Below are 22,710 nucleotides of genomic sequence, written 5' to 3'. Positions count from 1 at the left end.
GGTGTACGAGCGCGGCTGGCGGCGCACCCTCACCCTGGCCCTCTTCCTGGGGCCGAGCCTGCTGGGGATGGTGCTGTTCGTGATGGGGCCCATCCTGGCCTCGCTGGGCCTGGCCTTTGCTCGCTGGGATCTGCTCACTCCGCCCGAGTTCGTGGGGCTGGCCAACTTCCGTGCCCTGTGGGCCGACCCCGAGTTCTGGCGGGCCCTGCGGCACACCTTCGGCTTCCTGCTGGGCTATATCCCGCTGGTGATGCTGTGCGGCCTGGGGGCGGCCCTGGTGCTCAACGCCCGCATCCCGGGGCGGGACTTCTTCCGCGCGGTCTACTTCCTGCCGGTGGTGACGGCCTGGGTGGCGGTGGCGCTGGTGTGGAAGTGGCTGCTCAACCCGGGCTACGGCCTGGTCAACCACCTGCTGGGCCTGGTGGGCCTGCAGGGTCCGGGCTGGTTGTTCGATCCGAACTGGGCCATGCCTGCGGTGATCCTCACCAGCGTGTGGAAGGACACCGGCTTCGTGATGGCGATCCTGCTGGCGGGGCTGCAGAACATCCCGCGCGAGTACTACGAGGCCGCCGCCATCGACGGGGCGGGCGGGGCGGCGCGGCTGCGCTACGTGACGCTGCCCCTGCTGGCCCCTGCGCTCTACTTCGCCCTCACCCTCAGCCTCATCAACTCCTTCCAGGTCTTCGACCAGGTCTACGTCATGACCGGCGGCGGCCCGGCCGGGGCAACCACGGTGCTGGTGGAGCGCATCGTCAAGAACGCCTTCTCCTACAGCCAGATGGGCTACGCGGCGGCGATGTCGTGGTTCCTCTTCGCGCTGATCTTCCTCAGCTCCTGGGCGCTCACCCGCCTGCAGCGGAGGGCGCTGTGACGCTGCGACGCGCCCGGCTGGACTGGGCCCACTGGGGGCTGACGCTGCTGGCGGGGCTGGGGGCGGTGGTCATGCTGCTGCCCTTCTTGTGGATGCTCTCGACCTCGCTCAAGCCCGCCAGCGCGGTGCTGAGCCTGCCGCCCGAGCTCCTGCCCCGCGAGCCGACCCTCGAGGCCTACCGGGAGGTGGCCCGGAGCTTCCCCATCGTCCGGGTCTTCCTCAACACCCTGCTGGTGGCGGCAGCCACCACGCTGGGCCAGCTCGTGGTGAGCTCGATGTCGGGCTACGCCTTCGCCCGCTTCCGCTTCGCCGGGCGCGACCTGCTCTTCGCGGCCTACCTCGCCACGCTGATGGTGCCCTTCGCGGTGACGGTGACGCCGCTGTTCATCGTGGTCAAGGCCCTGGGCTGGACCAACACCTACTGGGGGCTGGTGGTCCCCGCCCTCTTCGGCGCCTTCGGCACCTTCTTGATGCGCCAGTTCTTCCTGGCGCTGCCGGGGGAGCTCGAGGAGGCCGCCGTGCTCGACGGGGCCAGCACCTTCACCACCTTCGCCCGGGTGATGCTTCCGCTGTCGGGCCCGGCCCTGGCCACCCTGGGCGTGTTCAGCTTCATGGCCTCCTGGAACAGCTTCCTGTGGCCCTTGCTCATCGTCAACGACCCCCGGCTCATGACCCTGCCGCTGGCCCTGGCCACGCTGCAGGGGCTCTACCCCGGCCAGACCCAGTGGAACCTGGTGATGGCGGGGACGGTGATCGCGGTAATCCCGATGGTGGTGGTCTTCCTCCTCGCCCAGCGCTGGGTGGTGGAGGGCGTGACCGCCTCGGGGCTGAAAGGGTAGCGGCGTAACCATACACGGCGACCTGGGCGCCCAGCACCCTTCAGGTCCCTTCTCGGCGAGCCCCAATTTCTCGCAGTCCCCCCACTGCTGGTTGCGCGACGGGGCCTTCACTTGACCCTGAGGGCTTTGTGCCCCTCGGGGAAGGTGTAGCGCAGCCGCATCAGCAGGTCTTGCGGGTAGTTGCCGAAGCGCCGTCCGAAGAGGTTCATACCCCCCACGTTGCGGGCGTCGGGTTTGACCCCCAGGCGCACTTCGATGTGGTTGGCACTCTCCAGTCTCAGGTCGGCCAGCTTGACCGGCGACAGGACCTCGCCGTCGATGAAGGAGCCTTCGCCATTGATCTTCCAGCGCTTGAGCATGCCGTACTGGGTCTGATCCTCGGGCCACCAGGCTGGGTTGAGGTTGCCGCGCCTGCCACCGAAATCGCCGGGACTGGTCCAGGTGCCTACCTCCACCCCGTTGATCCATAACGTGATGTCGGAAGGCCAGTTGTTGTCGTACTGCGGGGCTTCGGAGCAGATCTCGGCGGAGAGCTCGAGCTCGGTGGTGACGGCGCCGTGCGGCACGTTGTTGGGGAAGGCGTACTCGACGTAGCCCTGGCCGAACCACAGGAGCTGGGCGAAGACGTGATCGGGTTCGTAGAAGCTGCGCACGTCGTCGAGCATCCCGATGAACTTGCTGTCGCTGGCCAGCCCGCAGGTGGGCTTGACGTCGATGCGGTGGTAGTTACCGATGGGCATGGAGATTTCGACCACGTCCTGGTCGGCCTCCACCGCCACGCCGGGCAGCTTGATGAGGATCTCGTCGTAGCGCTTGGCCACGAGCTTCTGCGAGCCTCGTGTACCCGGCACGTACTGCACCACCAGCAGCCCGGCTTCCTCGAGCATCTTGAGGTTGGTGCTCACCGTGGAGTGGGCCATGCCCATGGCCTCGGCCAGCTCCGAGACGTTCATGCCCTCGTGCGAGAGCAGGCTGAAGATGAGCATGCGGGTCTCGGAGTCCAGAGCCCGCAGAACGGGCACGGCGGCTTCGCCCTCGACGGTCAGGCGGCGATTTCCGGATGTCGGCATGCTGACCCCTCCCTCATTTGTTTCGATGTTACACGAAAATCCGAAACATTGGCAAACCCCAACAGCCGTGGAGAAGTCCGCATGGGCTCGCCCCGAACGATTCTCGCATTTATTTCGTCAAATCTTGACACATTTCGCACTTGGCTGTAATATTTCGGTACATATAAAGCACCTCCGACCAGGGTTTCCTGTGGAGTTCCCCATGCCCGATTCCCAGCACCCCACCCCCCAGCTCGAGCGCCCCCACTGGCGCGACCTCGGCGGGCTCTGGCGCTTCGCCTTCGACGACGAGGCCCGCTTCACCCACCCCGAAGAGGTCGAGTTCGACCGCGAAATCCTGGTGCCCTATGCCCCCGAGAGCCCGCGCAGCGGGCTCGGCGATCAGGGCTACCACCGTGCCGTGTGGTACCGCACCGCCGTGCGGCTCACCCCGCAGGAGCTCGAGGCCGGGCGCCTGCTGCTGCACTTCGGCGCGGTGGACTACCGCGCCACGGTGTGGGCCAACGGCGAGCGCGTTGCCGAGCACGCCGGCGGCCACACCCCCTTCTACGCCGACGTGACCGACGCGCTGAAGGGCGACGTGCTCGAGGTCGTCGTGCGCGCCGAGGACGATCCCCACGACCTGGCCAAGCCACGCGGCAAGCAGGACTGGCAGCCCGCGCCCCACTCCATCTGGTACCCCCGCACCACCGGTATCTGGCAGCCGGTGTGGCTCGAGGCTGTTCCCCGCACCCGTATCGCGAAGCTGCGCTGGACTCCCAGCGTGCCCGAGTGGAGCCTGCGACTCGAGACCGAGTTCGCCGGGCCCCTTCTGCCGGATCTGAGCCTGCGGGTGCGGCTGCGCGTGGGTGAGGAGGTGCTGGCTGAGGACCGCTATGCCGTGGGTGGTCCCCACCTCGTACGCATCCTCGCCCTTCCCGATCCCGGCATCGATGACCTGCGCGACGAGTTGTTGTGGAGCCCCGAGCACCCCCAGCTCATCGACGCCGAGCTCGAGCTCTTGCAAGGCGAAGCCGTGCTCGACCGGGTGTGCAGTTACACCGCGCTGCGCTCGGTACGGCTGGAGGGCCGGCGCTTTTTGCTCAACGAGCGCCCCTATTACCTGCGCATGGTGCTCGACCAGGGCTACTGGCCCGAGGGGCTCATGACCGCCAGCGACGAGGAACTGCGCCGCGACGTCGAGCTCGCCCGCCGGCTGGGCTTCAACGGCGCGCGCAAGCACCAGAAGCTCGAAAACCCCCGCTGGCTGTACTGGTGCGACCGCATCGGGTTGCTGGTGTGGGACGAGATGCCCAGCGCCTATACCTTCTCTCCGGTGACCATCGATCGCCTCACTCGAGAGTGGCTCGAGGCCATGGAGCGCGACTACTCTCACCCCTGCGTGGTGGGCTGGGTGCCCTTCAACGAGTCGTGGGGCGTGCCCGACCTGCCCACCCAGGCCGCCCAGCGCGACTTCGTGAAGGGCCTCTACCACCTCACCCGCGCCAAGGACCCCACCCGGCCGGTAAGCGCCAACGACGGGTGGGAGCAGCCGGTGAGCGACGTCTTGGCCATCCACGACTACACCCCCGACCCCGAGGTGATCCTGCGGCGCTACGCCGACCTCGAGGCCCTGGAGAAGGCCGTCGAGGCCTTCCGTCCCGGCGGGCGCCGTCTGGTGCTGGAGGACTTCGGCTGGCGGGAGAAGCCCGCCCTGCTCAGCGAGTTCGGCGGCATTGCCTTCTCGCAGGGCGACGGCTGGGGCTACAGCCGCGCCCAGAGCGCGGAGGGCTTCTTGGAGCACTACACGGCCCTGCTGGAGGCCGTGCACCGCAGCGAGGGTCTGGCCGGCTTCTGTTATACCCAGCTCGCCGACACCTTCCAGGAGAAGAACGGTCTGCTCTACGCCGACCGCACCCCCAAAGCCGACCTTGATCGGCTGTGCCGCGCTACCCGTGGGCCCGCGCAGCCCTACGACGAAGCCAACCCGCTGGGCTACTCCCGGCGCTGGCTGGACAAACAACGCAAGGCCGCCGTTTCGGTGTAAGGAGGCAAGATGAACAGGAAAGGCAAGATCGGTTTGGCGCTCCTGCTGGGCGCCCTGGGCACGGGCGGGTTCATCCTCGCGCAGACGCAATCGAGCTACACCGGACCCAAGGTGGAGATCACCTACCTCCACGGCTTCACCGGACCCGACCGCCCGGTGATGGAGGAGCTGGTGCGGCGCTTCAACGAGACCCACCCCAACATCGTCGTCAAGGCCACCGCCCAGCCCTGGGGCACCATCTGGCAGCAACTCGCCGCGCTGGTGGCTTCGGGACGCTCTCCCGACGTGGTGGTCATCAACGAGGATCAGATCACCGGCTTCATCGCTCGAGGAGCCCTCAGCGAGCTGGCCCCCGCCGAGCTGCGGGCCGCTAACATCGACAAGAACCGCTTCTACAAAGCGCTGTGGGAAACCGCTGACTACCAGGGCAAGTCCTACGGCGTGCCCATCCACTCGGTGGCGCTGGCGATGTACTACAACAAGGATCTGCTGGCCAAGGCCGGGGTCGCCAAGCCACCCAAAACCCGCGACGAGTTCCTCAAGGCGGCTCAGGCCTGCACCACCGACAGGGCAGGCCGCAAGCCGGGGCAGAGCGGCTTTGACCCCAAGAACCTCGAGACCTGGGGCGTAGGCATCCCCACCCCCTGGATGGGCGGCACCATCGCTTATTCGGTGGCTCGCCAGAACGGGACCAACCTCGTCGACGAAAAGCTCAACGCCACATTCAACGCTCCGGAGGCCGTGGAGGCCGTGCAGTTCCTGGTCGATCTGGTGGGCAAGTACCACGTCTCACCGGCCAACGCTACCGAGCAGAGCGAAATCACCGCCTTCCGCCAGGGCAAAGCCTGCTTTAACTTCAACGGCGTGTGGATGCTCAGCCAGTATCAGGGCCAGCAGGGCCTGAAGTTCGGCATCGCCCCCTTCCCCCGCCTGGGCACCAAGATGGACGCGGCCTGGGGCGGCTCGAGCCACCTCACCCTGCCCCGCCAGCGTGCAGGCTACGATCCCAACAAGCGCAAGGCTGCGCTGGAGTTCATCTCCTGGATGACCCAACCCGCCCAGAACCTCAAGTGGACCTCGGCCGGCGGCCTGCCCACCCAGCCGGTCGTGGCCCAGGACAAAAGCTACGACAACAACCCCATGCAGGAGCTGTTCGAGGCCCTGCCCAACGTCTACCCGACCTCGGGCTACCCCTGGGTGGCCCAGGTGCGCGGGGCCTGGGACGCCGCCTTCGAAGCGGCGCTGCTGGGCAAGAAGGACGTCAAGAAAGCCCTCGACGACGGGGTAAACGAGGCCAACAAGCAGATCGAGCAGGCCCGCCAGAGCATCCGCTGAAGGGCAGAGGGGCCGGGACATTTCCCGACCCCCCCCTTTCCGATCGACGAGCTTCCGCGAGACCTATAGACCAGAGCATAAAGCATGAAGCGCCAACCCTGGATCAGGAGGTAAGAGGTGAGCGCAAGGACGGCACAGGAAAGACCCCAGCGGAAGGGGAGCATCTTCGCGCTCAACGAATCCAACCCGCTCGTCCCTTATCTTTTCCTGCTGCCTCACGCCATCTTTTTCTTCATTTTCACCGTCTACCCGGTGGGATACGGGATCTGGATCAGCACCCACCGCTGGGATCCGCTGGCTCCCACACAGCCTTACGTGGGGCTCGAGTTCTACCGCAACCTCTTCGACCCCAGCACCCCCCAGTCGCAATTCTTCTGGCGCACCTTGCTCAACACCCTCTTCTTCACCGCGGTGAGCGTGCCGCTGTTGATCGCGGTGGCCCTGGGGCTGGCCCTGCTCTTGCATCGTCCCATCGTCGGCCGGGCTTTCTTCCGGGCGGTGTTCTTCATGCCGGGCATCCTGTCGGTGGCGGTGATGGGCATCCTCTGGAAGTGGATGTTCGAGAACCAGAGCGGGCTGGTGAACATCATCGCCAGCGAGTACCTGGGGCTGCCCCGCCTGCCCTACCTCACTACCGAGTGGCTGGCCTGGGTCCCCATCGTCGTGGGGACGGTGTGGTGGACGGTGGGCTTCAACATGACCCTCTACCTGGCGGCCCTGGGCAACATTCCCCAGGCCCTCTTCGAGGCAGCCGAACTCGATGGGGCGGGGAGCTGGGCCAGGTTCCGCCACATCACCCTGCCCCTGCTGGCACCCACCACCCTTTTCGTGGCGGTGACCACGGTGCTGGCCAGCCTGCAACTTTTTGGGCAGTCGCTCATCATCACCGGCGGCGGTCCCACCCGTACCACCCAGAGCGTGATCATGTACATCACTGAGGAAGCTTTCAGCAACAACCAATTCTCCAGCGCCACCGCCATGTCCTTCGTCTTCGGCCTGGTCATGCTGGTGTTTACCGTCCTTCAGTTCCGCATCATGGCGCGGGACATGCAAGGAGGCATGCGCTGATGGCCCGGACGGTTGAGAAGCTTCCTGCCCTCGCCCGCGAGCCCAGGCGCAGGCTCCCCAGGGACATCCCGCGCTTTTTGCTCCTGTGCGTGCTGGCGATGATCTTCCTGACCCCCATCTACTGGATGATCTCCACCTCGCTCAAACCGGAGTCCGACACCATCGCCCAGCCGGTGCAGTGGATCCCGGCCCGCCCCACCCTCGAGAACTACCGGGAAATCCTGGCCTCACCCGATGGCAACATCCTGCGCTGGACCTGGAACTCGGTGGTGATGGCCTTCGGCTACACCTTCGTCAGCGTCACGCTGTGCGTGCTAGCGGCCTACCCGCTGGCCCGCATGCGCTTTTGGGGGCGCGAGGCGTGGTTTTGGTTCGTCCTCTCCAGCATGATGGTGCCGGGGATCGTGACCTTGATCCCGCTTTACATCATGATGATCCAGCTGAACTGGATCGACACCTACCACGCCCTGATCTGGCCGGGAGTGGCCCAGGCTTTCGGCGTGTTCATGCTGCGGCAGTTCTTCCTGGGCATCCCCAGGGAACTCGAGGAGGCCGCCCGCATGGACGGGGCCAACAGCCTCCAGGTCCTGCGCCACGTGATCCTACCGCTGTCGGTGCCGGCTCTGGTCACGCTGGGGGTGTTCAGCTTCATGGCCAGCTGGAACAACTACGTCTGGCCCCTGTTCGTCGTCCACGGTGACATGCAGACCCTACCGGTAGGCATCACCCTCTTCTCCAGCCGCTACGTCACCGACTACGGCAAACTGATGGCCGGCACGGCCATCGCGGCTTTGCCGGTGCTGGTGGCCTACCTCTTCGCCCAGCGCTATCTGGTGCAGGGCATCGCCCTCACCGGCATGAAGGACTGAGCTTGCGGCATGAGCTTCTTCTGGGCCATAGGCATAGAGAACGCGCACATCCTGGAGATGGGAGTGGACGAGCTGGCCTGGACCGGCCACCGCGCTCGCTGGCGTGAAGATCTGGCGCTGGCCAGGGGCCTGGGTGTGAGCCACATTCGCTACGGGCTGCCCTGGGCTGAGCTCAACCCTGCGCCCGGCGTCTACGAGTGGGGCTGGGCCGACGAGGTGATCGCCGAGCTCGAGCGGCTGGGCCTGGAAGCGATCTGGGACCTGGTGCACTTCGGCACCCCGGCCTGGCTCGAGCAAGGTTTTCTCGACCGCGACTTCGTGGGGGCGCTCGAGGCCTACGCCTCCGCTTTCGCCCGGCGCTACGCGGGCCGGGTGAACAGGCTCACCCCGCTCAACGAGCCCTACATCAGCACCTACTTCCGTGCGGGCTGGGGTATCTGGCCGCCCTACCTCAAGGGGCGCGCAGGCTTCGTGCGCATGCTCTTCCCCATCGTGGAGGGAGTGCGCGCGGCCATTCGGGCCATCCGCACCGCCAACCCCGAGGCCGAGATCTGGCTCAACGACGCCGCCGACTTCTTCCACCCCGCCACCCCCGACCTCGCCGGCGAGGCCGCCCGGCGCACCCTCGAGCGCTACGCCGCCTTCGACCTGCTGTTGGGGCTGACCCGGCCCGGACAGGAAAGCTACGAGTGGCTCAAGGCAGCAGGTTACCCCGAGGCGGGCCTGCGCGCCGAGCCGGTGGAGATCGAAGTGATCGGCCTGGACTATTATCCCGAGACCGAGCACGAACTCTACCGCGCTGAGGACGGCACTCTGGCCATCCGGGTGGCCTCAGAGCCGCTGGGGCTGGCCCGCGCCCTGGCCGATTACCATGCCCGCTACGGCAGGCCGCTGTTCGTCGCCGAGACCAGCGCCACCCACGACCCGGTGGGCTGGCTCGAGTACACCTTGGACCAGGTCCGCCAGGCCCGCGCCGGCGGGGTCTGGGTGCGGGGCTACACCTGGTGGCCGCTGTTCGACTTCTACGACTGGGACTCGCTGCTGACCCGCCTCGAGGGCAGGCTGTGCCCGGTGGGGCTCTACCGGCTATCTCCCACCCGCTCCGACCGCCAGCCCACCCCGGCCGCCGAGCGCTTCCGCCGGGCCGTGGCGGAGGGGATTTGAATCCCATCGAACAAGAGGACGAGATGTCAGCCAGACCTTTCCCCCTGCTCGCTTTGCTGTTCCTGATGCTTATGCTTATGAGCGCCTCGAGCCAACCCGCAAAAACCTTTGCCAACCCCATCCTCCCCAGCGGTCCCGACCCCTTCGTCACCTTTTTCAACGGGCACTACTACCTCACCTACACCACCGGCACCGACATCCGCATCCGCCAGGCCCGCAGCCTGGCCACGCTGGGCCAGGCCCCCGAGCAGGTCGTGTGGGCCGACTTCGAGTCCGATCGCTGCTGCCACGTGTGGGCCCCGGAGTTCCACCGGCTCAAGGATCCGGCCGGGCAGTACCGCTGGTACCTCTACTACACTGCCGGGCCTTCGGAGTGCTGTGCCGCCCAGCGCATGCACGTGCTCGAGTCGGCTGCCGACGATCCCCTGGGGCCTTACGGGTACAAGGCCCGCCTCTTCGACCCCCAGAACGACTTCTGGGCCATCGACCCCACGGTGCTCGAGAACGGCGGCAGGCTCTACGTCGTCTACAGCGGCACCCCCTTCGACCTGATGCCGAACGAGAAGCCGCAGAACCTCTACATCGCCCCCCTGTCCAACCCCTGGACCATCTCCGGGCCACGGGTCGAGATCTCCGTCCCCGACCAACCCTGGGAGATCCACGGCGCCGCGGTCAACGAAGGCCCGGCCGTGGCCAGGCGTAACGGCAAGATCTACCTGGCTTATTCGGGATCGGGCTGCTGGAGTGACGACTACGCCGTGGGGGTGCTGGTGGCCTTGCAGGGCGCCGACCTGCTCCAGCCGAAGTCCTGGCAGAAGATGCCCCGGCCCTTCCTCACCCGCAACGACGCTGGCCAGGTCTTCGGGCCCGGCCACAACAGCTTCTTCAAGTCCCCCGATGGCAAGGAGGACTGGATCATGTACCACGCCAACCCCGGCCCCGGCCTAGGCTGCAAGGAGCAGCGCAGCCCCCGCGCGCAGAAGATCACCTGGGGCCCCGACGGCCTGCCCCGGGTGGCCCCTCCCAGCGTCGGCCCCAGCCCCCTGCCCTCGGGCGACCCTGGCTGGTGAATATCCGAAAGGGGGTTTACGAACTACCCCCGACCATACCGCGATCGCGGTATGGTCGGGGTTTCGCGATTCGACGGGGCCAGACCTCAGACCCTCCCCGCCCCCGTCGAGTATCGCCCGGTTGAGACCGGCCTTTCTGCTTCCGCCCTTTGCCGTCAACAGCCTCAAGACCGTCACCAGCCGTGCTATCCGCAAGAATCACGCCGAACACCTCGGCAAGTTCTACCGGAAGCTTGTGCGGTTGCCGTGTGGCCTACCGAAAGCCGCTCGAGCAGGTCGTCCGGCGCACCGGGCACGGCTACTTGAAGAGGCTCGAGGCCGTGCATACCGGCTGCGCTGGTTCGCCTTGACACGCAGGCTGCGGCGTATTATATTTTGAACCTATATCACTATATGAAACAGCTAGACGATCCTAAGCCAGCCCAGCGGCAGAACCAATACATCATGAATTCCTCGTACCGCACGCTGCAGGTTCTCCTGGCGTTCAGCGCTCCGCCGCACCGCTTCTCCCTCTCGGAGGTCACTGCACGGATGGGCCTGGAGAAGAACCAGATCTATCGCTCGCTCAAGACCCTCGAGGAGGCCGGTTTCCTGCGCATGGAAGCTGACGGGCGCTTCGCCCTGACCCCACTGATCGGCGTGCTGAACGCGGCTTCCGCCAGCAGCCAGCAGGCTTCGTTAGTCGAGGTGGCTGCCCCCTTCATGGACCGGCTCGCCACCGAGACCGACGAGTCGGTGAACCTCTTCGTGCTGGCAGGTGACTCGGCGGTGTGCGTTGATCGGCGTGACAGCAACCAGCGGGTGAGGGTGGCTTCGGTGCTAGGCCAGTCGGTGCCACTGCACGCCGGGGCGGTCCCCAAGGCTATTCTGGCCAACCTCCCCGAGGCCGAGCAGGAGCGCATCCTGGGCCGACTGCCCAGCTACCCGCGCTATACCGAACGCACGGTGGTGGAGCCCGGCAAGTTACGGCAGGAACTGCTCCACATCCGGGAGCGGGGTTACTCGGTGAGCGATGGCGATTATGACCTGGCCGCGCGGGGCGTGGGTGCCCCCATCTTTGACCACAGTGGGCAGGTAATCGGCGGAATCAGCGTCGGAGGACCTGCCTTCCGAGTGGACGACGCGACCCTCAGCCGCTTCAGTGAGCTCATTGTCCAGGTGGCCAGGGCCATCTCGAGGCAACTCGGCTACACCGGATAGGGAAGGAGGCTTTAAGCGATGAAAGGCATACGGTGGAAGTTTAGGGGCATAAGTGCGGCGCTGCTGGCGGGGGCGCTCAGCCTGGGTGGGGTGCTGGCCCAGGACTTCGATCCCAACGCGACGTTGAACCTGGCGACCAACGCCGACCCTACCCTTAACCCCTGGACCCCGGGGGCGGTGGTGGAGTCCAACCTCATCAACACCATCCTCTTTGACCAATTGGTGCGCTACAACAAGAAGGACCTGAGCCCAGCTCCCGGCCTGGCTACGAGCTGGAAGGTGGCCCCGGACGGCCTTTCCTGGACTTTCAACCTGCGCAAGGGCGTGACCTGGCACGACGGCAAGCCCTTCACCGCCGAGGACGTGGCCTTCACCTTCAACGACGTGGTGCTCAACAAGAAACTGGGCGCGCAGAACGCAGGGAACTTCAGCAAGGTCAAGAGCGTGGAGGTGGTCAACCCTTCTACGGTGCGCTTCGTGCTCAATGCACCCTTCTCCTCCTTGCCCTACTACCTGGCCTACTTCGCCGGCATCCTGCCCAAGCACGTCCTGGCTGAGGCTGAGAACCCGCTCCAGGTGGCCAGCTTCAACAAAAAGAACCCCATCGGCACCGGAGCCTTCCGCGTAGCCGAGTTCGTGCCAGGCTCGTATGTGCGCCTGGTTAGATACGACAAGTACTGGGGCGGCAGTCCCAAGATCGGCTCCATCGTCTTCAGGATCGTTCCTGATCCCAACACCCAGATGGCCCAGGTGATCTCCGGGGAGCTTGACTTCGTGAGCGTTTCGAACCCTGCCTTGCTGGCTGGCGTGGAGCGCAACCCCAAGCTGCAGGTGCTGCGGCAGAGCCAGAACCTCTACTACTTCGTGGCGCTCAACCAGAACGACCCCCGCTTCCGCGACGTGCGTGTGCGCCAGGCCCTGCTCCACGCCCTCGACCGCAAGGCCATGATCGACTCGGTAGTGCGCGGCTACGGGACCATCGCCACCGGTCCCATCGCCCCGCTGCAGAAGTCCTTCTACGCCAAGGACGTGCCGCAATATGAATACAACCCCAAGAAGGCGCAGGAGTTGCTGCGCGCGGCGGGCTGGACCCCCGGCCCAGATGGGGTGTTGCTCAAGGACGGTAAGCCCTTCGAGATCGACATGCCCACCGGACAGTTCGGTTACCTGGTGCCGGCCACTCTTCTGGTGCAGCAGTACTGGAAGGCCATCGGGGTCAAGGCCAATGTCAACGTGATGGAGTGGAACGCCTACATCCAGAAAATGTTCGTCAACCGCCAGTACGAGGCCACCCTAGCCTGGTGGAGCACCCCTCCAACCCCCGATGTCACCCCCTACTACGCCTCCGCCGCCGCCGACAAGGGCAACAACATCCCCAACTACAAGAATCCCGCGCTCGACAAGCTGCTCGAGGAGGGCCTGAAGGCCACCAGGGTGCAGGATCAGGTGCTCATCTACCGGCGCATCCAGCGCCTGCTGGCCGAGCAACTCCCCTACCTCTACTTGTGGTACCCCGACATTATCTCGGTGCGTAACGAAAGGGTGGGGGGGATGGCGGAAATCAACACCGCCACGGCCTTCCAGCACTCTTCGGAGTGGTTCGTCAAGCGATGAACGAAGCCAGGAGGTGAGGACAGGTGGCCGCTTACGTCGTCCGCCGACTCCTCCAGGGAGTGGTCGTGCTGTTTCTGATTTCGGTGATCACCTTCCTGCTCATCAATCTGGCCCCCGGCGGCCCCACCTCAGCAGTGAGCCTGGGCCGCACCGCCGAGGAGCGCGAAGCCGTCCTTCGGCAGTACGGCCTGGATCGCCCGGTGCTAATCCGCTACTTCGACTGGCTGGGTGGGGTGTTGCGAGGAGACCTGGGCGAGTCCTACAACCAGGGGCTCCCAGTCTCTTCGCTGCTGGCGCAGCGGATGGGCAACACCCTGCAATTAGCCCTCACCGCCCTCACACTCACCGCCCTGTTGGGGGTGGTGTTGGGGGTGCTGTCGGCGCTGCACAAAAACCGCTGGCCCGACCACCTCATCAGCAGCCTGGCTACGGTGGGGATGTCGGTCCCGGCCTTCTGGTTGGGCATCGTGGCCATCATCGTCTTCGCAGTGCAGCTCAAATGGCTGCCCTCCTCAGGCATCTTCACGGTGGGCCAGGAGTTCTCCCTCGCCGATCGGCTGCGCCACCTGGCCATGCCCGCGGGGGTGCTGGCCTTTACCCTGATGCCCAACGTCATTCGCATCACCCGCTCAGCACTGCTGGAGGTCCTCACCTCCGACTACGTTCGCACCGCCCGGGCCAAGGGCCTCCCGGAGCGAGTGGTGCTGCTCAAGCATACCTTTAAGAACGCCATGGTCCCGGTGATCGCCATCCTGGGGCTCATCACCACCGTGCTCTTCTCAGGCTCGGTGGTAGTAGAGAGCGTCTTCGGATGGGCCGGGCTGGGCCGCCTGGCCATCGAGGCTGCCAACGGGCGCGACTATCCGGTGATTCTGGGCGTCACCCTGCTGGTGGGCGCCATTGTGGTGGTGGTCAACTTGCTGGTGGACCTCCTCTATGCCGCCGTGGACCCCCGGATCAGCCACGAATAATCAGCCATGAACAGTATTACGCCGAGCGCTGCCGCCCCCTCCCGCTCCCAAAGCCGCTTTTGGCTGCGGGTTCGCCGCAACCCGGTGGGTTTAGGGGCCTTCCTGACGATCTGCCTGCTGACGCTGCTGGTGGTCTTCGGTCCGCTCCTCTACCGCGTTGCCCCCGACGCCACCGACCCGCTCAACATCCTGGCCGCCTCGAGCCCAACCCATCCCCTCGGCACCGACGAACTCGGGCGAGACATGCTCAGCCGCCTGCTCTATGGTGGGCGGATCTCGCTTTCTGTGGGCTTGCTGTCGATGTTGGTGGGGCTGACCATCGGGACTGTGGTTGGGGGAATCGCGGGCTACTTCAAAGGCTGGGCCGAGACCGTGGTGATGCGGCTGGTGGACGTGTTCATGTCCATCCCCAGCTTCTTTTTGGTGCTGGTGATCGTGACCGCCTTCGGCAACCATCCTCTCACCGTGGTGCTCACGGTAGGGATCGGCTTCTGGGCCCAGATGGCGCGGGTGGTCTACGCCGAGTTTTCCAAGTACCGGGGGCGGGAGTTCGTGGAGGCCATGCACGCCCTGGGGGCCTCGCACGCGCGCATTATGTTCGGCCACATCTTTCCCCAGGTGCTGCCCCAGGCCATCGTGCTGGCCACGCTCGGAGTAGGCTGGGCCATTCTCACCGAGGCCGCCCTCAGCTACCTGGGGCTGGGCATCCAGCCCCCCCTGGCCTCCTGGGGCAACATGTTGCAGAATGCCCAAGCCTACCTCTACTCCAATCCCATGCTGGCGGTGTATCCGGGGCTGTTCATCGCGGTGACGGTGTTGGCCTTCAACGTCCTGGGCAACGCGCTGCGGGATGTGCTTGACCCCAGGAATTAGGCCGCTGCCACGGACTTCACCCTCACCACAACCACAGGAGCGAGTCATGCAGAAAAAGCGCTATAACGGTTACAAGTCCTTCGAGTACCTCGAGCCCGGCGTCGACTATAGGCCCTTCAAACTAGCCCAGGAACTGAACCGGGTGCCGAGCCGAGCGGTGGAGGTGACCCCTGAGCAGGAGGAACGGGTAAAGCGCATCTTTCAGGAAAACCTCATCATCTCACTGCACGACCACTGCTTCGTAGCCCCCGAGAACCTCGCTGAGTTCTTCGAGTTTCGCCGCCAGGGCCGGGACTGGACCGGCTATGAGGGCCTGAGCGTGAGCGGGCTAGACTGCGTGTTCGACAACCTCATGAACGGCACCGCCATGATCACCTCGCGCTCGGGCTGGAAGTGGGATGACATCATCTACGACCTGGGCATGCGCCTTTCCGATATCGCGCACCAAGACATGGTGGTGCTGGCCACCACCACCGAGGATATCGTGCGGGCCAAACAAAACGGCCAGATCGCCTTTGTGGTCTCGCTCGAGGGCGCGGCCATGATCGAGAACGAACTCGACCGGCTGGATATCCTCTACGGGCTAGGGGTGCGCTGCCTGGGCATCGCCTACAGCGAGGGTAATCAGCTCGGTGGTGGGCTGCGCGAGCCCAACGACGGTGGGCTCACCGTGTTCGGGCGCAAGGCGGTCAAGCGGATGAACAAGCTGGGGATCGCCATCGACATCTCCCACTCCGGCGACCGTACCTCCTTGGACACCATCGAAGTCAGTGAGAAGCCAGTCTTCATCACCCACGCCGGGGCCCGGGCGCTATGGAACTCCAATCGCCTCAAGCCCGACGAGGTGATCAAAGCCTGTGCTGAGAAGGGCGGGGTCATTGGCATTGAGGCCGCGCCCCACACCACCATCACCCAGAAGAACCCCCGCCACTCTATCGACAGCTTCATGGAGCACTTCGAGTACTGCGTGGACCTGGTGGGCATCGACCACGTTGCCTTTGGCCCGGACGTGCTCTTCGGCGACCACGTAGGCCTGCACCACACCCTCTCCGAGGCCCTGTCCATCGCGGCCAGCCGGGGAACGCTGGAGTACCCCAGGGTGGAATGGGTAGACGGCCTGGAGAACCCCTCCGAGGCCTTCCCCAACATCGTGCGCTGGTTAGTCAAGCACGGTTACAGCGATGAGGACATCGCCAAGGTGGTGGGGGGCAACATCATGCGGGTGTTGAAGGAAGTCTGGTACAGGTAGGCGATGGTCTGAGGGAGAGCTCTAATGCATATAGAAGTCAACGGGGTAAAGCTGGTTTACGACGATTCGGGGGGCGACGGGATCGCCTTCGTCACCCTGCACGGAGGGCCGGGGATGGGCAGCCGCAGGGGAGACTGGGCCGCCTTCCAGCCCCTCACCGACACCTACCGTCTCATCAGCTACGACCAGCGCGGCAACGGGGACTCAGAGGGCCGCGAACCCTACTCACACGAGCAGTTCGTAGCCGACCTCGAGGCCCTGCGCCAGGGCCTGGGACTGGGCAAGATCATCCTGCTGGGCGGTTCATATGGCGGCTTCATCGCTCTGGAATATGCCCTGCGCCATCAGGACAAGCTGCACGCCCTCATCTTGCGCGACACCGCCGCCAGCAACAAGTACCAGCACACCAGCAAGAAACGCGCCTTAGAGAGCGGATTCCCGATGGACATCGAGCGCCTGGATCGACTCTTCGCCGGGCAGATGACCTCTGATGAGGACTTCCGTGAGAGCTTCGCCATGATCCAGCCGCTCTACAACGTCCGGCGCGACCTCGAGGAGGAAGCCCGGCGGCTGGCGGCCATCCCCTTCCGTTACCAGACCCACAACTGGGCCTTCAGCCGCAACCAACCCCACTACGACATCACCTCGAGGCTGCCTGAGATCGAGGTTCCGGTGCTGGTGACGGTCGGGCGTCACGACTGGATCACTCCGCTCGAGGCCAGCGAGGAACTCGCCCAGGGCCTGCCCAACAGTGAGCTCGTCGTCTTCGAGAGCAGCGGGCACTCGCCTCAACTGGAGGAGCAGGAGCGGTATCTGCGGGTAGTGCGGGACTTCCTGGGACGCCATCTGGTCGCGGAGTAACGATGATCGTCCCGATCCCCCCCGGCGAACGCACTTATCGGGCCCAGCAGGCCTTCGAATTTGCCGGTTCAGACCTGGCAGGACTGGTGCTTTTCGACGACCAGCTCATCCAGTACTTTACGGGCTTCATCTTCATCCCCACCGAGCGCCCCATCGCCCTGATCATCACCCGCGAGGGCGAGCGCATTCTCTTCGTTCCCCGCCTCGAGTACGAACATGCCCTCGAGACCGCGCAGGTCGAAGAGGTCCGCTCCTATCCCGAGTTCCCGGGTGAGCAGCACCCCCTGCTGTTCCTGAGCGAACATCTCCAGCAACTGGGCCTCAGACGTGGCCTCATCGGCGTGGACCACGATGGGTATCCGCCGGTTATGGGCTACAGCGGCCCTGCGCTGAGCGAGTTGTTTGCCATCCGGCGGGTCTCCGCGGCGCTGGATCGCCAGATGGCCCTGAAGTCCGAACCCGAGCTCTCCCTCATCCGCGAGAGCGCCCGCTGGGCAGGGCACGCCCATAGGCTACTGCAACAGTACACCCGTCCCGGCCTCAGCGAGTCCGAGGTGGAGGCCAGGGCCACCCGGGAAGCCACGCAGGCCATGCAGGCTGAGATGGGGCCGGGGTTTCGCAGCCACAACCGCTGGATCAGCGGAGCGGTTGCACTGTACCGTGGCCAGATTGGCCCCAACAGCGCCCTGCCCCATGCCATTAGCATCAACGCAGTCTTCAAGGCTGGTGATAATCTGGTCACTGGGGCCAGCGCGGGAGTGTGGGGCTATTTGAGCGAACTGGAGCGCACCATGTTCGTCGGCGAACCCACCCCACAGCAGCGCCACTACTTCCGGCACATGCTCGAGTTGCAAGACCTGGCACTGGAGCACATGCGCCCGGGCAGGGCTTGTGCTGACGTTGATCGTGTCGTGCGGGCTTACTACGAGCGGGAGGGTCTGCTTCCTTACTGGCGGCACCATGTAGGCCACAGCCTGGGGCAGCGCATCCACGAGAGCCCCTTCCTTGACATCGGCGAGCAGGCCGTGCTGGAGCCCGGAATGGTCTTCAGCATCGAACCCGGTCTTTATGTGCCGGGCCTCGGGGGCTTCCGCCACTCGGATACGGTGCTCATCACCTCACGAGGCGCTGAGCTGTTGACGCACTACCCGCGCGAACTCGAGGCGCTCATCATCCCGGCTTGAACCGAAGTATGACCCCTTCGCTAGGGCGCAAGGGTTCACTCAAGCCCAAACCTCCCAGAGGCTATCTTTTTGAATCCTAGAGCACTCCCTTCCAAGGGGCGATATCGCCCTCCGCTACGCGGATAACTTCGGTCGGGTTAGTTCGCCAACCGTTTGGGTGTTGACTAACTGAGTCAACCATAATATGGTATGCACATACAGACTTCTGTGCGGCGGCTCAGGTGCTTGAGACGAAGGACATTGCGAACCTCGGTTGAGGAAGGGGGAGGTTTTGGGCGAGTACCGGCCATGGGGGATGTTCGACATGTCGAATAACTGCCTAATGAAGGGTGTTATAGGTCAGAGTGACATTTAATCGCTAGTTAGACAGCAGCCAGGAAAAAGGAGGCACACGAATGAAGCATAAAGTGACACCGTTCTTGATGTTCAACGATCAGCTCGAGGCGGCCATGGAGTTCTACACCACCACTTTCCCGGACTCCGAAATCAGGAACGTCGCCCGCACCGCTAAGGACGGTCCGATCACCTCCGCCGAGTTCGTCGTCGGTGGTCAAGTCTTCATGGGTTACAACGGGGGCTCGTACTTTGCTTTCTCCGAAGGCTTCTCGCTCTACGTTGACTGTGAGAACCAGGCCGAGGTTGACGAGTATTGGGACAAACTAGTCAAGGCCGGAGCGACGCCTACCGCATGCGGCTGGATCAAGGATCCGTTCGGCCTCTCGTGGCAGATTGTCCCGCGGCGATTCAGGGAACTCATTGCCGATAAGAATCCAAAAAAGGTACAGGCAGTGATGGAGGCCATGATGACGATGATGAAGTTGGATGTGGCGGAACTGGAGAAAGCCTATGATGCTGCATAGCAGACAACATGCCTGGTAACAGTCGACCGATTAAGAACAATATCCGCAGCCTACCCCAGTCAAAGCGCCGTTCTGCGCGCTAGCGTGCTGGCTTTATAGAAGCGAGGGAGTGTGGGGGAGCGATAACACTCATGTATGGTCTGATCGGAAAGATAAAGGTATTGCCTGGGCGACGGGACGCGTTGATCTCCATTCTCGTCGAGGGCGTCAGTGGCATGCCGGGTTGCCTTAGCTACGTAGTCGCGCAAGATCCAACTGATCCTGATGCCATCTGGATAACTGAGGTGTGGGACAGTCGAGAAAGCCATCGAGCGTCTCTGTCGCTGCCCTCGGTTCAACAAGCCATTGCGCGCGGCAAACCGCTCATTGCAAGCTTTGGAGAACGATTCGAGACCGAGCCCATTGGTGGTCACGGGCTCAGTGCTTGCGGCAACCGAACCTAACTGGGCCGTCGGGAGGCTGCTTTGATGAATGGTTTTCAGTACAACATTGGGCCGGCGTTTTTGGAGTTGCATTTGCGCTTCTCAACTCAAAACTTGCACTTACTCCTCCCCCTGCATCAATCGATCCCACTTTAGAGAAAAGAGGGGGCGTGGGGGAGCTATAATCCCCCGGACCTTCAGTCCGTGGGATACATGGACTCCCCCACGTGCTCCGAAGGAGCACATGGCATGGCGAACAGCAGATGTGTTGTAAAATCTCCTTGGGGACAGCGTTCCCCGAGCATCTTGAAAGTCAAGGTAGGGGGTTGCGGGGACAACGTGTTTGCCTGGCCATGACGGTAGCAAACCCTCGTTCCCCGTGTAAAACCTTGAACGGGACCGTCCCGATGAAAGAAGGGGAAGAGCCTCAACATCGGTATGGAACCACACACAGGCCTGGGCGGGGCCTTCGGGGATGGGTACGGCATGGGCCGTCTCGTCAAACCCGAGAAGCCTCGGGCTTCAGTCCGAGGAGTCGTCACTAGGTTCTGAAGCTGAGAGAACCATGATCCTCTATGGCCCCATGCAACGACTGCTTGTTGCTGTTTTCCTGGGAGCTGCTGGCTCAGCAATCGTGCTTGCTGGTGTGTTGCCTACCTGGGTTGGTTGGTTCGCTTTTATCGTGGGAGTCTTGCAATTAGCTTTCATCCTTACGATTTTCTCGATGGCTGATCCTACAAGGTTCTATAGCGTAACTGTCAACATGGGCGAAGACGGAATCCTCGAACTCTGCGAACTGCTCATTGAGCGCGGCATTGGGATAGAGGCCGGTTTGTTGTCGCTTCGTGATGCGCATATTTTCGTCCAGTCAGGAATTGCGCCGCGTTGTAAGCGGGTGTTGGTTGAACCGCTGGATGCCGATCCGGATGACGCGGTCGCACTGGCTGAGGCCATAGAACAAGTACTAGCGGACGGCGGCGTGCGGCTTGAGCAAGTTCATCACGGTGACGGCATCGCCTCTTGGGCAGTTAATCGGCGTGCTATTGCACGCGGTCATAGTATCCGAACAGGGTTAGAGGACACGCCCGTTCTCCCTGATGGACGTATAGCCTCCGGAAACGGTGAGCTTGTCGCTGCTGCCGTGTTGTTGTTAAAACAGGCGCGTGGGCGCGCGATATCATAACGACCATAGCTCGACCGAGCTGGCAAAAGTACCAAGTTTTGCCAAGTGCGCTGCCCAACATGTGCTTCCATCTGATGCCGCGCCGTGGCGCGGCTGAAGCGCCAGCCGTTGAATAGCACTCAGCGAACTATGGATAAAGTAGCACCCGTAACGATTGTGAACGTTGGCTACCGCTCAACCAACTACTGGGTTGTCAGTGCGGGCACTTCTCGCTTGCTCGTCGATATCGGCTGGCCAGGGACACTTGGAATCATGAAGGCGAACCTCAGGAAAATCGGCGTGCCTCTCCGCGAGATCCGCTATGCGCTCGCCACCCACTATCACATTGACCATGCTGGCCTTGCCGAAGAGCTGAAAAGAGAAGGTGTTCCCCTCCTCGTGCTCGATGTTCAGGTTGACGCCATTCCTATCATGAAAACTTGGACAAAACCAGGGGATAACTACGTTGATATTACGCAGAATGGCAACATCATCATCTCATTTGAGCAGAGCCGCCAGATCCTTAGCCAGATCGGTATTGCTGGAGAAATCCTGCATACGCCCGGCCATTCCGATCATTGTATCTCGCTCCTCCTTGATGATGGTTCAGTGTTCACCGGGGATCTTCCACCGGAAGCTTATGCGTTCGACAACCCTTGCGCTCTGGCAAGCTGGAAACTCCTCCGAGAAAAGGGGGCTACCCGAGTATATCCTGCACATGGCCCTATAAAGTCAATAGACGAAACGCCAGGTGTACGCTCGCCTGAGTGATACGCCCGTTGCACATAGCGGTCCTTGTAAAACAAAAAGGGGGGTCTTGTATCATAAGCCCCGTGCGCCCTGAGGACTTCTCCCCCCAGGCTCCTGGGAAGCTCTTCCCCATAGGGGGAGGGGCCTACGCCTTCGTGCCCGACCCCCTCCCTTCCACCATCCCCTGGTCCCAGGGATTTGTCCGTCTTCTAGATGAGGCCCGGGGGAGCCTAGGGGAACTGGCTGGGCTCCTGCGCACCCTGCCCAACCCCTACCTCTTCATCCGCCCTTTTGTGCGCAAGGAAGCCGTACTCTCCTCCCGCATTGAGGGCACCCAGGCGAGCCTGGTGGATGTGTATGCCCTCGAGGCCCAGGTCCCTCTCCTTCCCCTCGGCGAAATCCGCGAGGACGCCAGAGAGGTTCTCAACTACATCCAAGCCCTGGAACGAGGCAGGGAGCTTTTGCGGGAACTCCCCCTGTCCTTGCGCCTGCTTCGGGAAATGCACGCCGTGCTCCTCCAAGGCGTGCGGGGGCACAGCCGCGCCCCAGGAGAGTTCCGGCGGGTGCAAAACTGGATTGGCTCCCCGGGAAGCTCCCTGCAAGAGGCCCGCTATGTGCCGCCCCCTCCCGGGCCCATGCTGGAGGCGCTCGATGCCCTGGAGCGCTTCTGGCACAGCGAGCACGGCCTTCCCCCTCTGGTGGAGATAGCCCTGGTGCACTACCAATTTGAGGCGATCCACCCTTTCCTAGACGGCAACGGGCGCATAGGCCGCCTGCTCATCACCCTCATGCTTTTGGAGCGGGGCCTCCTTCCCGAGCCTGCCCTTTACCTATCCGCCTATTTTGAAAGGCACAGGAGCACCTACTATGACCTGCTCCTCAGGGTAAGTCAGGAGGGGGCCTGGGAGGAGTGGTTTGCCTTCTTCTTGCAGGCCGTGCAGACCGAGGCCAAGGACGCCGCGAGCAGGGCGCAGAGTCTGTTGGCGCTGAGGCAGGGCTGGCGGGAGCGGTACCAGCGGGAGGGAGGAAGCGCCTACCTGCTAGCCCTGGTGGACCTGCTCTTTGAGCAGCCGGTGCTCACCGTCCCGTGGGTGATGAAGCGCCTCCAGATAACCCACGCCTGGGCCAATCGGCTGGTGAAAAGGCTGACGCAGGATAAAATCCTGGAACCCATCGGTGAGAGAAAGCGCAACCGCCCCTTTGCCGCCCGCGCGGTCCTGGAGGCGTTGGAGGTCTAGCCCATGCCCAAGAA

The 22,710-nt window shown here is 63.7% G+C and carries 20 protein-coding genes and 1 pseudogene; 20 read left to right on the top strand and 1 reads right to left on the bottom strand.

Features of this window, described 5'->3' with window-relative positions; translation table 11 throughout:
• Position 1: 1 nt before the first annotated feature.
• Positions 2-871 (top strand): carbohydrate ABC transporter permease, encoded by an 870-nt coding sequence (locus Mrose_RS06645; RefSeq protein WP_220452296.1) that lies wholly within the window; start codon positions 2-4, stop codon positions 869-871.
• Positions 868-1,710, top strand: a complete 843-nt coding sequence (locus Mrose_RS06640; protein WP_245969633.1) for a carbohydrate ABC transporter permease — start codon at positions 868-870, stop codon at positions 1,708-1,710. The genes Mrose_RS06645 and Mrose_RS06640 overlap by 4 nt, the downstream gene beginning before the upstream one ends.
• A 107-nt stretch (positions 1,711-1,817) precedes the next feature.
• On the opposite strand, the gene Mrose_RS06635 is transcribed toward Mrose_RS06640, so the two are convergent.
• Entirely contained in the window at positions 1,818-2,780 is a 963-nt protein-coding gene (locus tag Mrose_RS06635; RefSeq protein ID WP_119276698.1) for an ArsR/SmtB family transcription factor, read from the bottom strand.
• A 202-nt stretch (positions 2,781-2,982) separates the two neighbouring features.
• Between Mrose_RS06635 and Mrose_RS06630 the strand changes: the two genes are divergently transcribed.
• From Mrose_RS06630 to Mrose_RS06540, 18 genes and pseudogenes are all read left to right on the top strand, one after another.
• On the top strand, positions 2,983-4,806 hold the full coding sequence (locus tag Mrose_RS06630; RefSeq protein WP_182482706.1) for a glycoside hydrolase family 2 protein: 1,824 nt from the start codon (positions 2,983-2,985) through the stop codon (positions 4,804-4,806).
• A gap of 9 nt (positions 4,807-4,815) precedes the next feature.
• The gene (locus Mrose_RS06625) at positions 4,816-6,141 is read left to right on the top strand and encodes an ABC transporter substrate-binding protein (protein ID WP_119276694.1); all 1,326 of its coding nucleotides are present in this window, start codon (positions 4,816-4,818) and stop codon (positions 6,139-6,141) included.
• Positions 6,142-6,258: 117 nt separating this feature from the next.
• On the top strand, positions 6,259-7,209 hold the full coding sequence (locus tag Mrose_RS06620; RefSeq protein ID WP_119276692.1) for a carbohydrate ABC transporter permease: 951 nt from the start codon (positions 6,259-6,261) through the stop codon (positions 7,207-7,209).
• A complete protein-coding gene (locus Mrose_RS06615) occupies positions 7,209-8,078 on the top strand; it encodes a carbohydrate ABC transporter permease (RefSeq protein WP_119276690.1) in 870 nt (289 codons plus the stop codon). Before Mrose_RS06620 ends, Mrose_RS06615 begins: the two co-directional genes overlap by 1 nt.
• A gap of 9 nt (positions 8,079-8,087) precedes the next feature.
• Positions 8,088-8,681, top strand: a pseudogene (locus tag Mrose_RS19780) (family 1 glycosylhydrolase); the annotation flags it as partial.
• Between the two features lie 584 nt (positions 8,682-9,265).
• Positions 9,266-10,312, top strand: a complete 1,047-nt coding sequence (locus Mrose_RS06605) for a glycoside hydrolase family 43 protein (protein WP_119276686.1) — start codon at positions 9,266-9,268, stop codon at positions 10,310-10,312.
• A gap of 444 nt (positions 10,313-10,756) precedes the next feature.
• Positions 10,757-11,512, top strand: coding sequence for an IclR family transcriptional regulator (locus Mrose_RS06595; protein WP_220452295.1), 756 nt, complete (start codon positions 10,757-10,759; stop codon positions 11,510-11,512).
• 18 nt (positions 11,513-11,530) lie between these two features.
• Positions 11,531-13,126, top strand: a complete 1,596-nt coding sequence (locus tag Mrose_RS06590) for an ABC transporter substrate-binding protein (RefSeq protein ID WP_119276682.1) — start codon at positions 11,531-11,533, stop codon at positions 13,124-13,126.
• A gap of 23 nt (positions 13,127-13,149) precedes the next feature.
• Positions 13,150-14,097 carry an ABC transporter permease gene (locus tag Mrose_RS06585; protein ID WP_119276680.1) on the top strand — a complete coding sequence of 316 codons (948 nt, stop codon included), beginning with the start codon at positions 13,150-13,152 and terminating at the stop codon, positions 14,095-14,097.
• A 6-nt stretch (positions 14,098-14,103) separates the two neighbouring features.
• The gene (locus Mrose_RS06580) at positions 14,104-14,970 is read left to right on the top strand and encodes an ABC transporter permease (protein WP_119276678.1); all 867 of its coding nucleotides are present in this window, start codon (positions 14,104-14,106) and stop codon (positions 14,968-14,970) included.
• A gap of 46 nt (positions 14,971-15,016) precedes the next feature.
• Complete coding sequence (locus tag Mrose_RS06575) at positions 15,017-16,219, top strand: dipeptidase (protein WP_119276676.1); 1,203 nt, start codon at positions 15,017-15,019, stop codon at positions 16,217-16,219.
• A gap of 24 nt (positions 16,220-16,243) precedes the next feature.
• Positions 16,244-17,080, top strand: a complete 837-nt coding sequence (locus Mrose_RS06570) for an alpha/beta fold hydrolase (protein ID WP_119276674.1) — start codon at positions 16,244-16,246, stop codon at positions 17,078-17,080.
• Between the two features lie 2 nt (positions 17,081-17,082).
• Positions 17,083-18,264, top strand: coding sequence for a M24 family metallopeptidase (locus tag Mrose_RS06565; protein ID WP_119276672.1), 1,182 nt, complete (start codon positions 17,083-17,085; stop codon positions 18,262-18,264).
• Positions 18,265-18,659: 395 nt separating this feature from the next.
• Positions 18,660-19,124, top strand: a complete 465-nt coding sequence (locus Mrose_RS06560; protein WP_119276671.1) for a VOC family protein — start codon at positions 18,660-18,662, stop codon at positions 19,122-19,124.
• A gap of 131 nt (positions 19,125-19,255) precedes the next feature.
• Entirely contained in the window at positions 19,256-19,567 is a 312-nt protein-coding gene (locus Mrose_RS06555; RefSeq protein WP_119276669.1) for a putative quinol monooxygenase, read from the top strand.
• A 544-nt stretch (positions 19,568-20,111) separates the two neighbouring features.
• Positions 20,112-20,729 (top strand): 3-keto-5-aminohexanoate cleavage protein, encoded by a 618-nt coding sequence (locus Mrose_RS06550; protein ID WP_220452294.1) that lies wholly within the window; start codon positions 20,112-20,114, stop codon positions 20,727-20,729.
• Between the two features lie 129 nt (positions 20,730-20,858).
• Entirely contained in the window at positions 20,859-21,479 is a 621-nt protein-coding gene (locus Mrose_RS06545) for an MBL fold metallo-hydrolase (RefSeq protein ID WP_119276665.1), read from the top strand.
• Positions 21,480-21,541: 62 nt separating this feature from the next.
• The gene (locus Mrose_RS06540; protein WP_119276664.1) at positions 21,542-22,696 is read left to right on the top strand and encodes a Fic family protein; all 1,155 of its coding nucleotides are present in this window, start codon (positions 21,542-21,544) and stop codon (positions 22,694-22,696) included.
• Positions 22,697-22,710: the final 14 nt, after the last annotated feature.

The sequence above is a fragment of the Calidithermus roseus genome (assembly GCF_003574095.1).
Taxonomy (GTDB): domain Bacteria; phylum Deinococcota; class Deinococci; order Deinococcales; family Thermaceae; genus Calidithermus; species Calidithermus roseus.
This window is presented reverse-complemented; position numbering and strand designations above follow the sequence as displayed.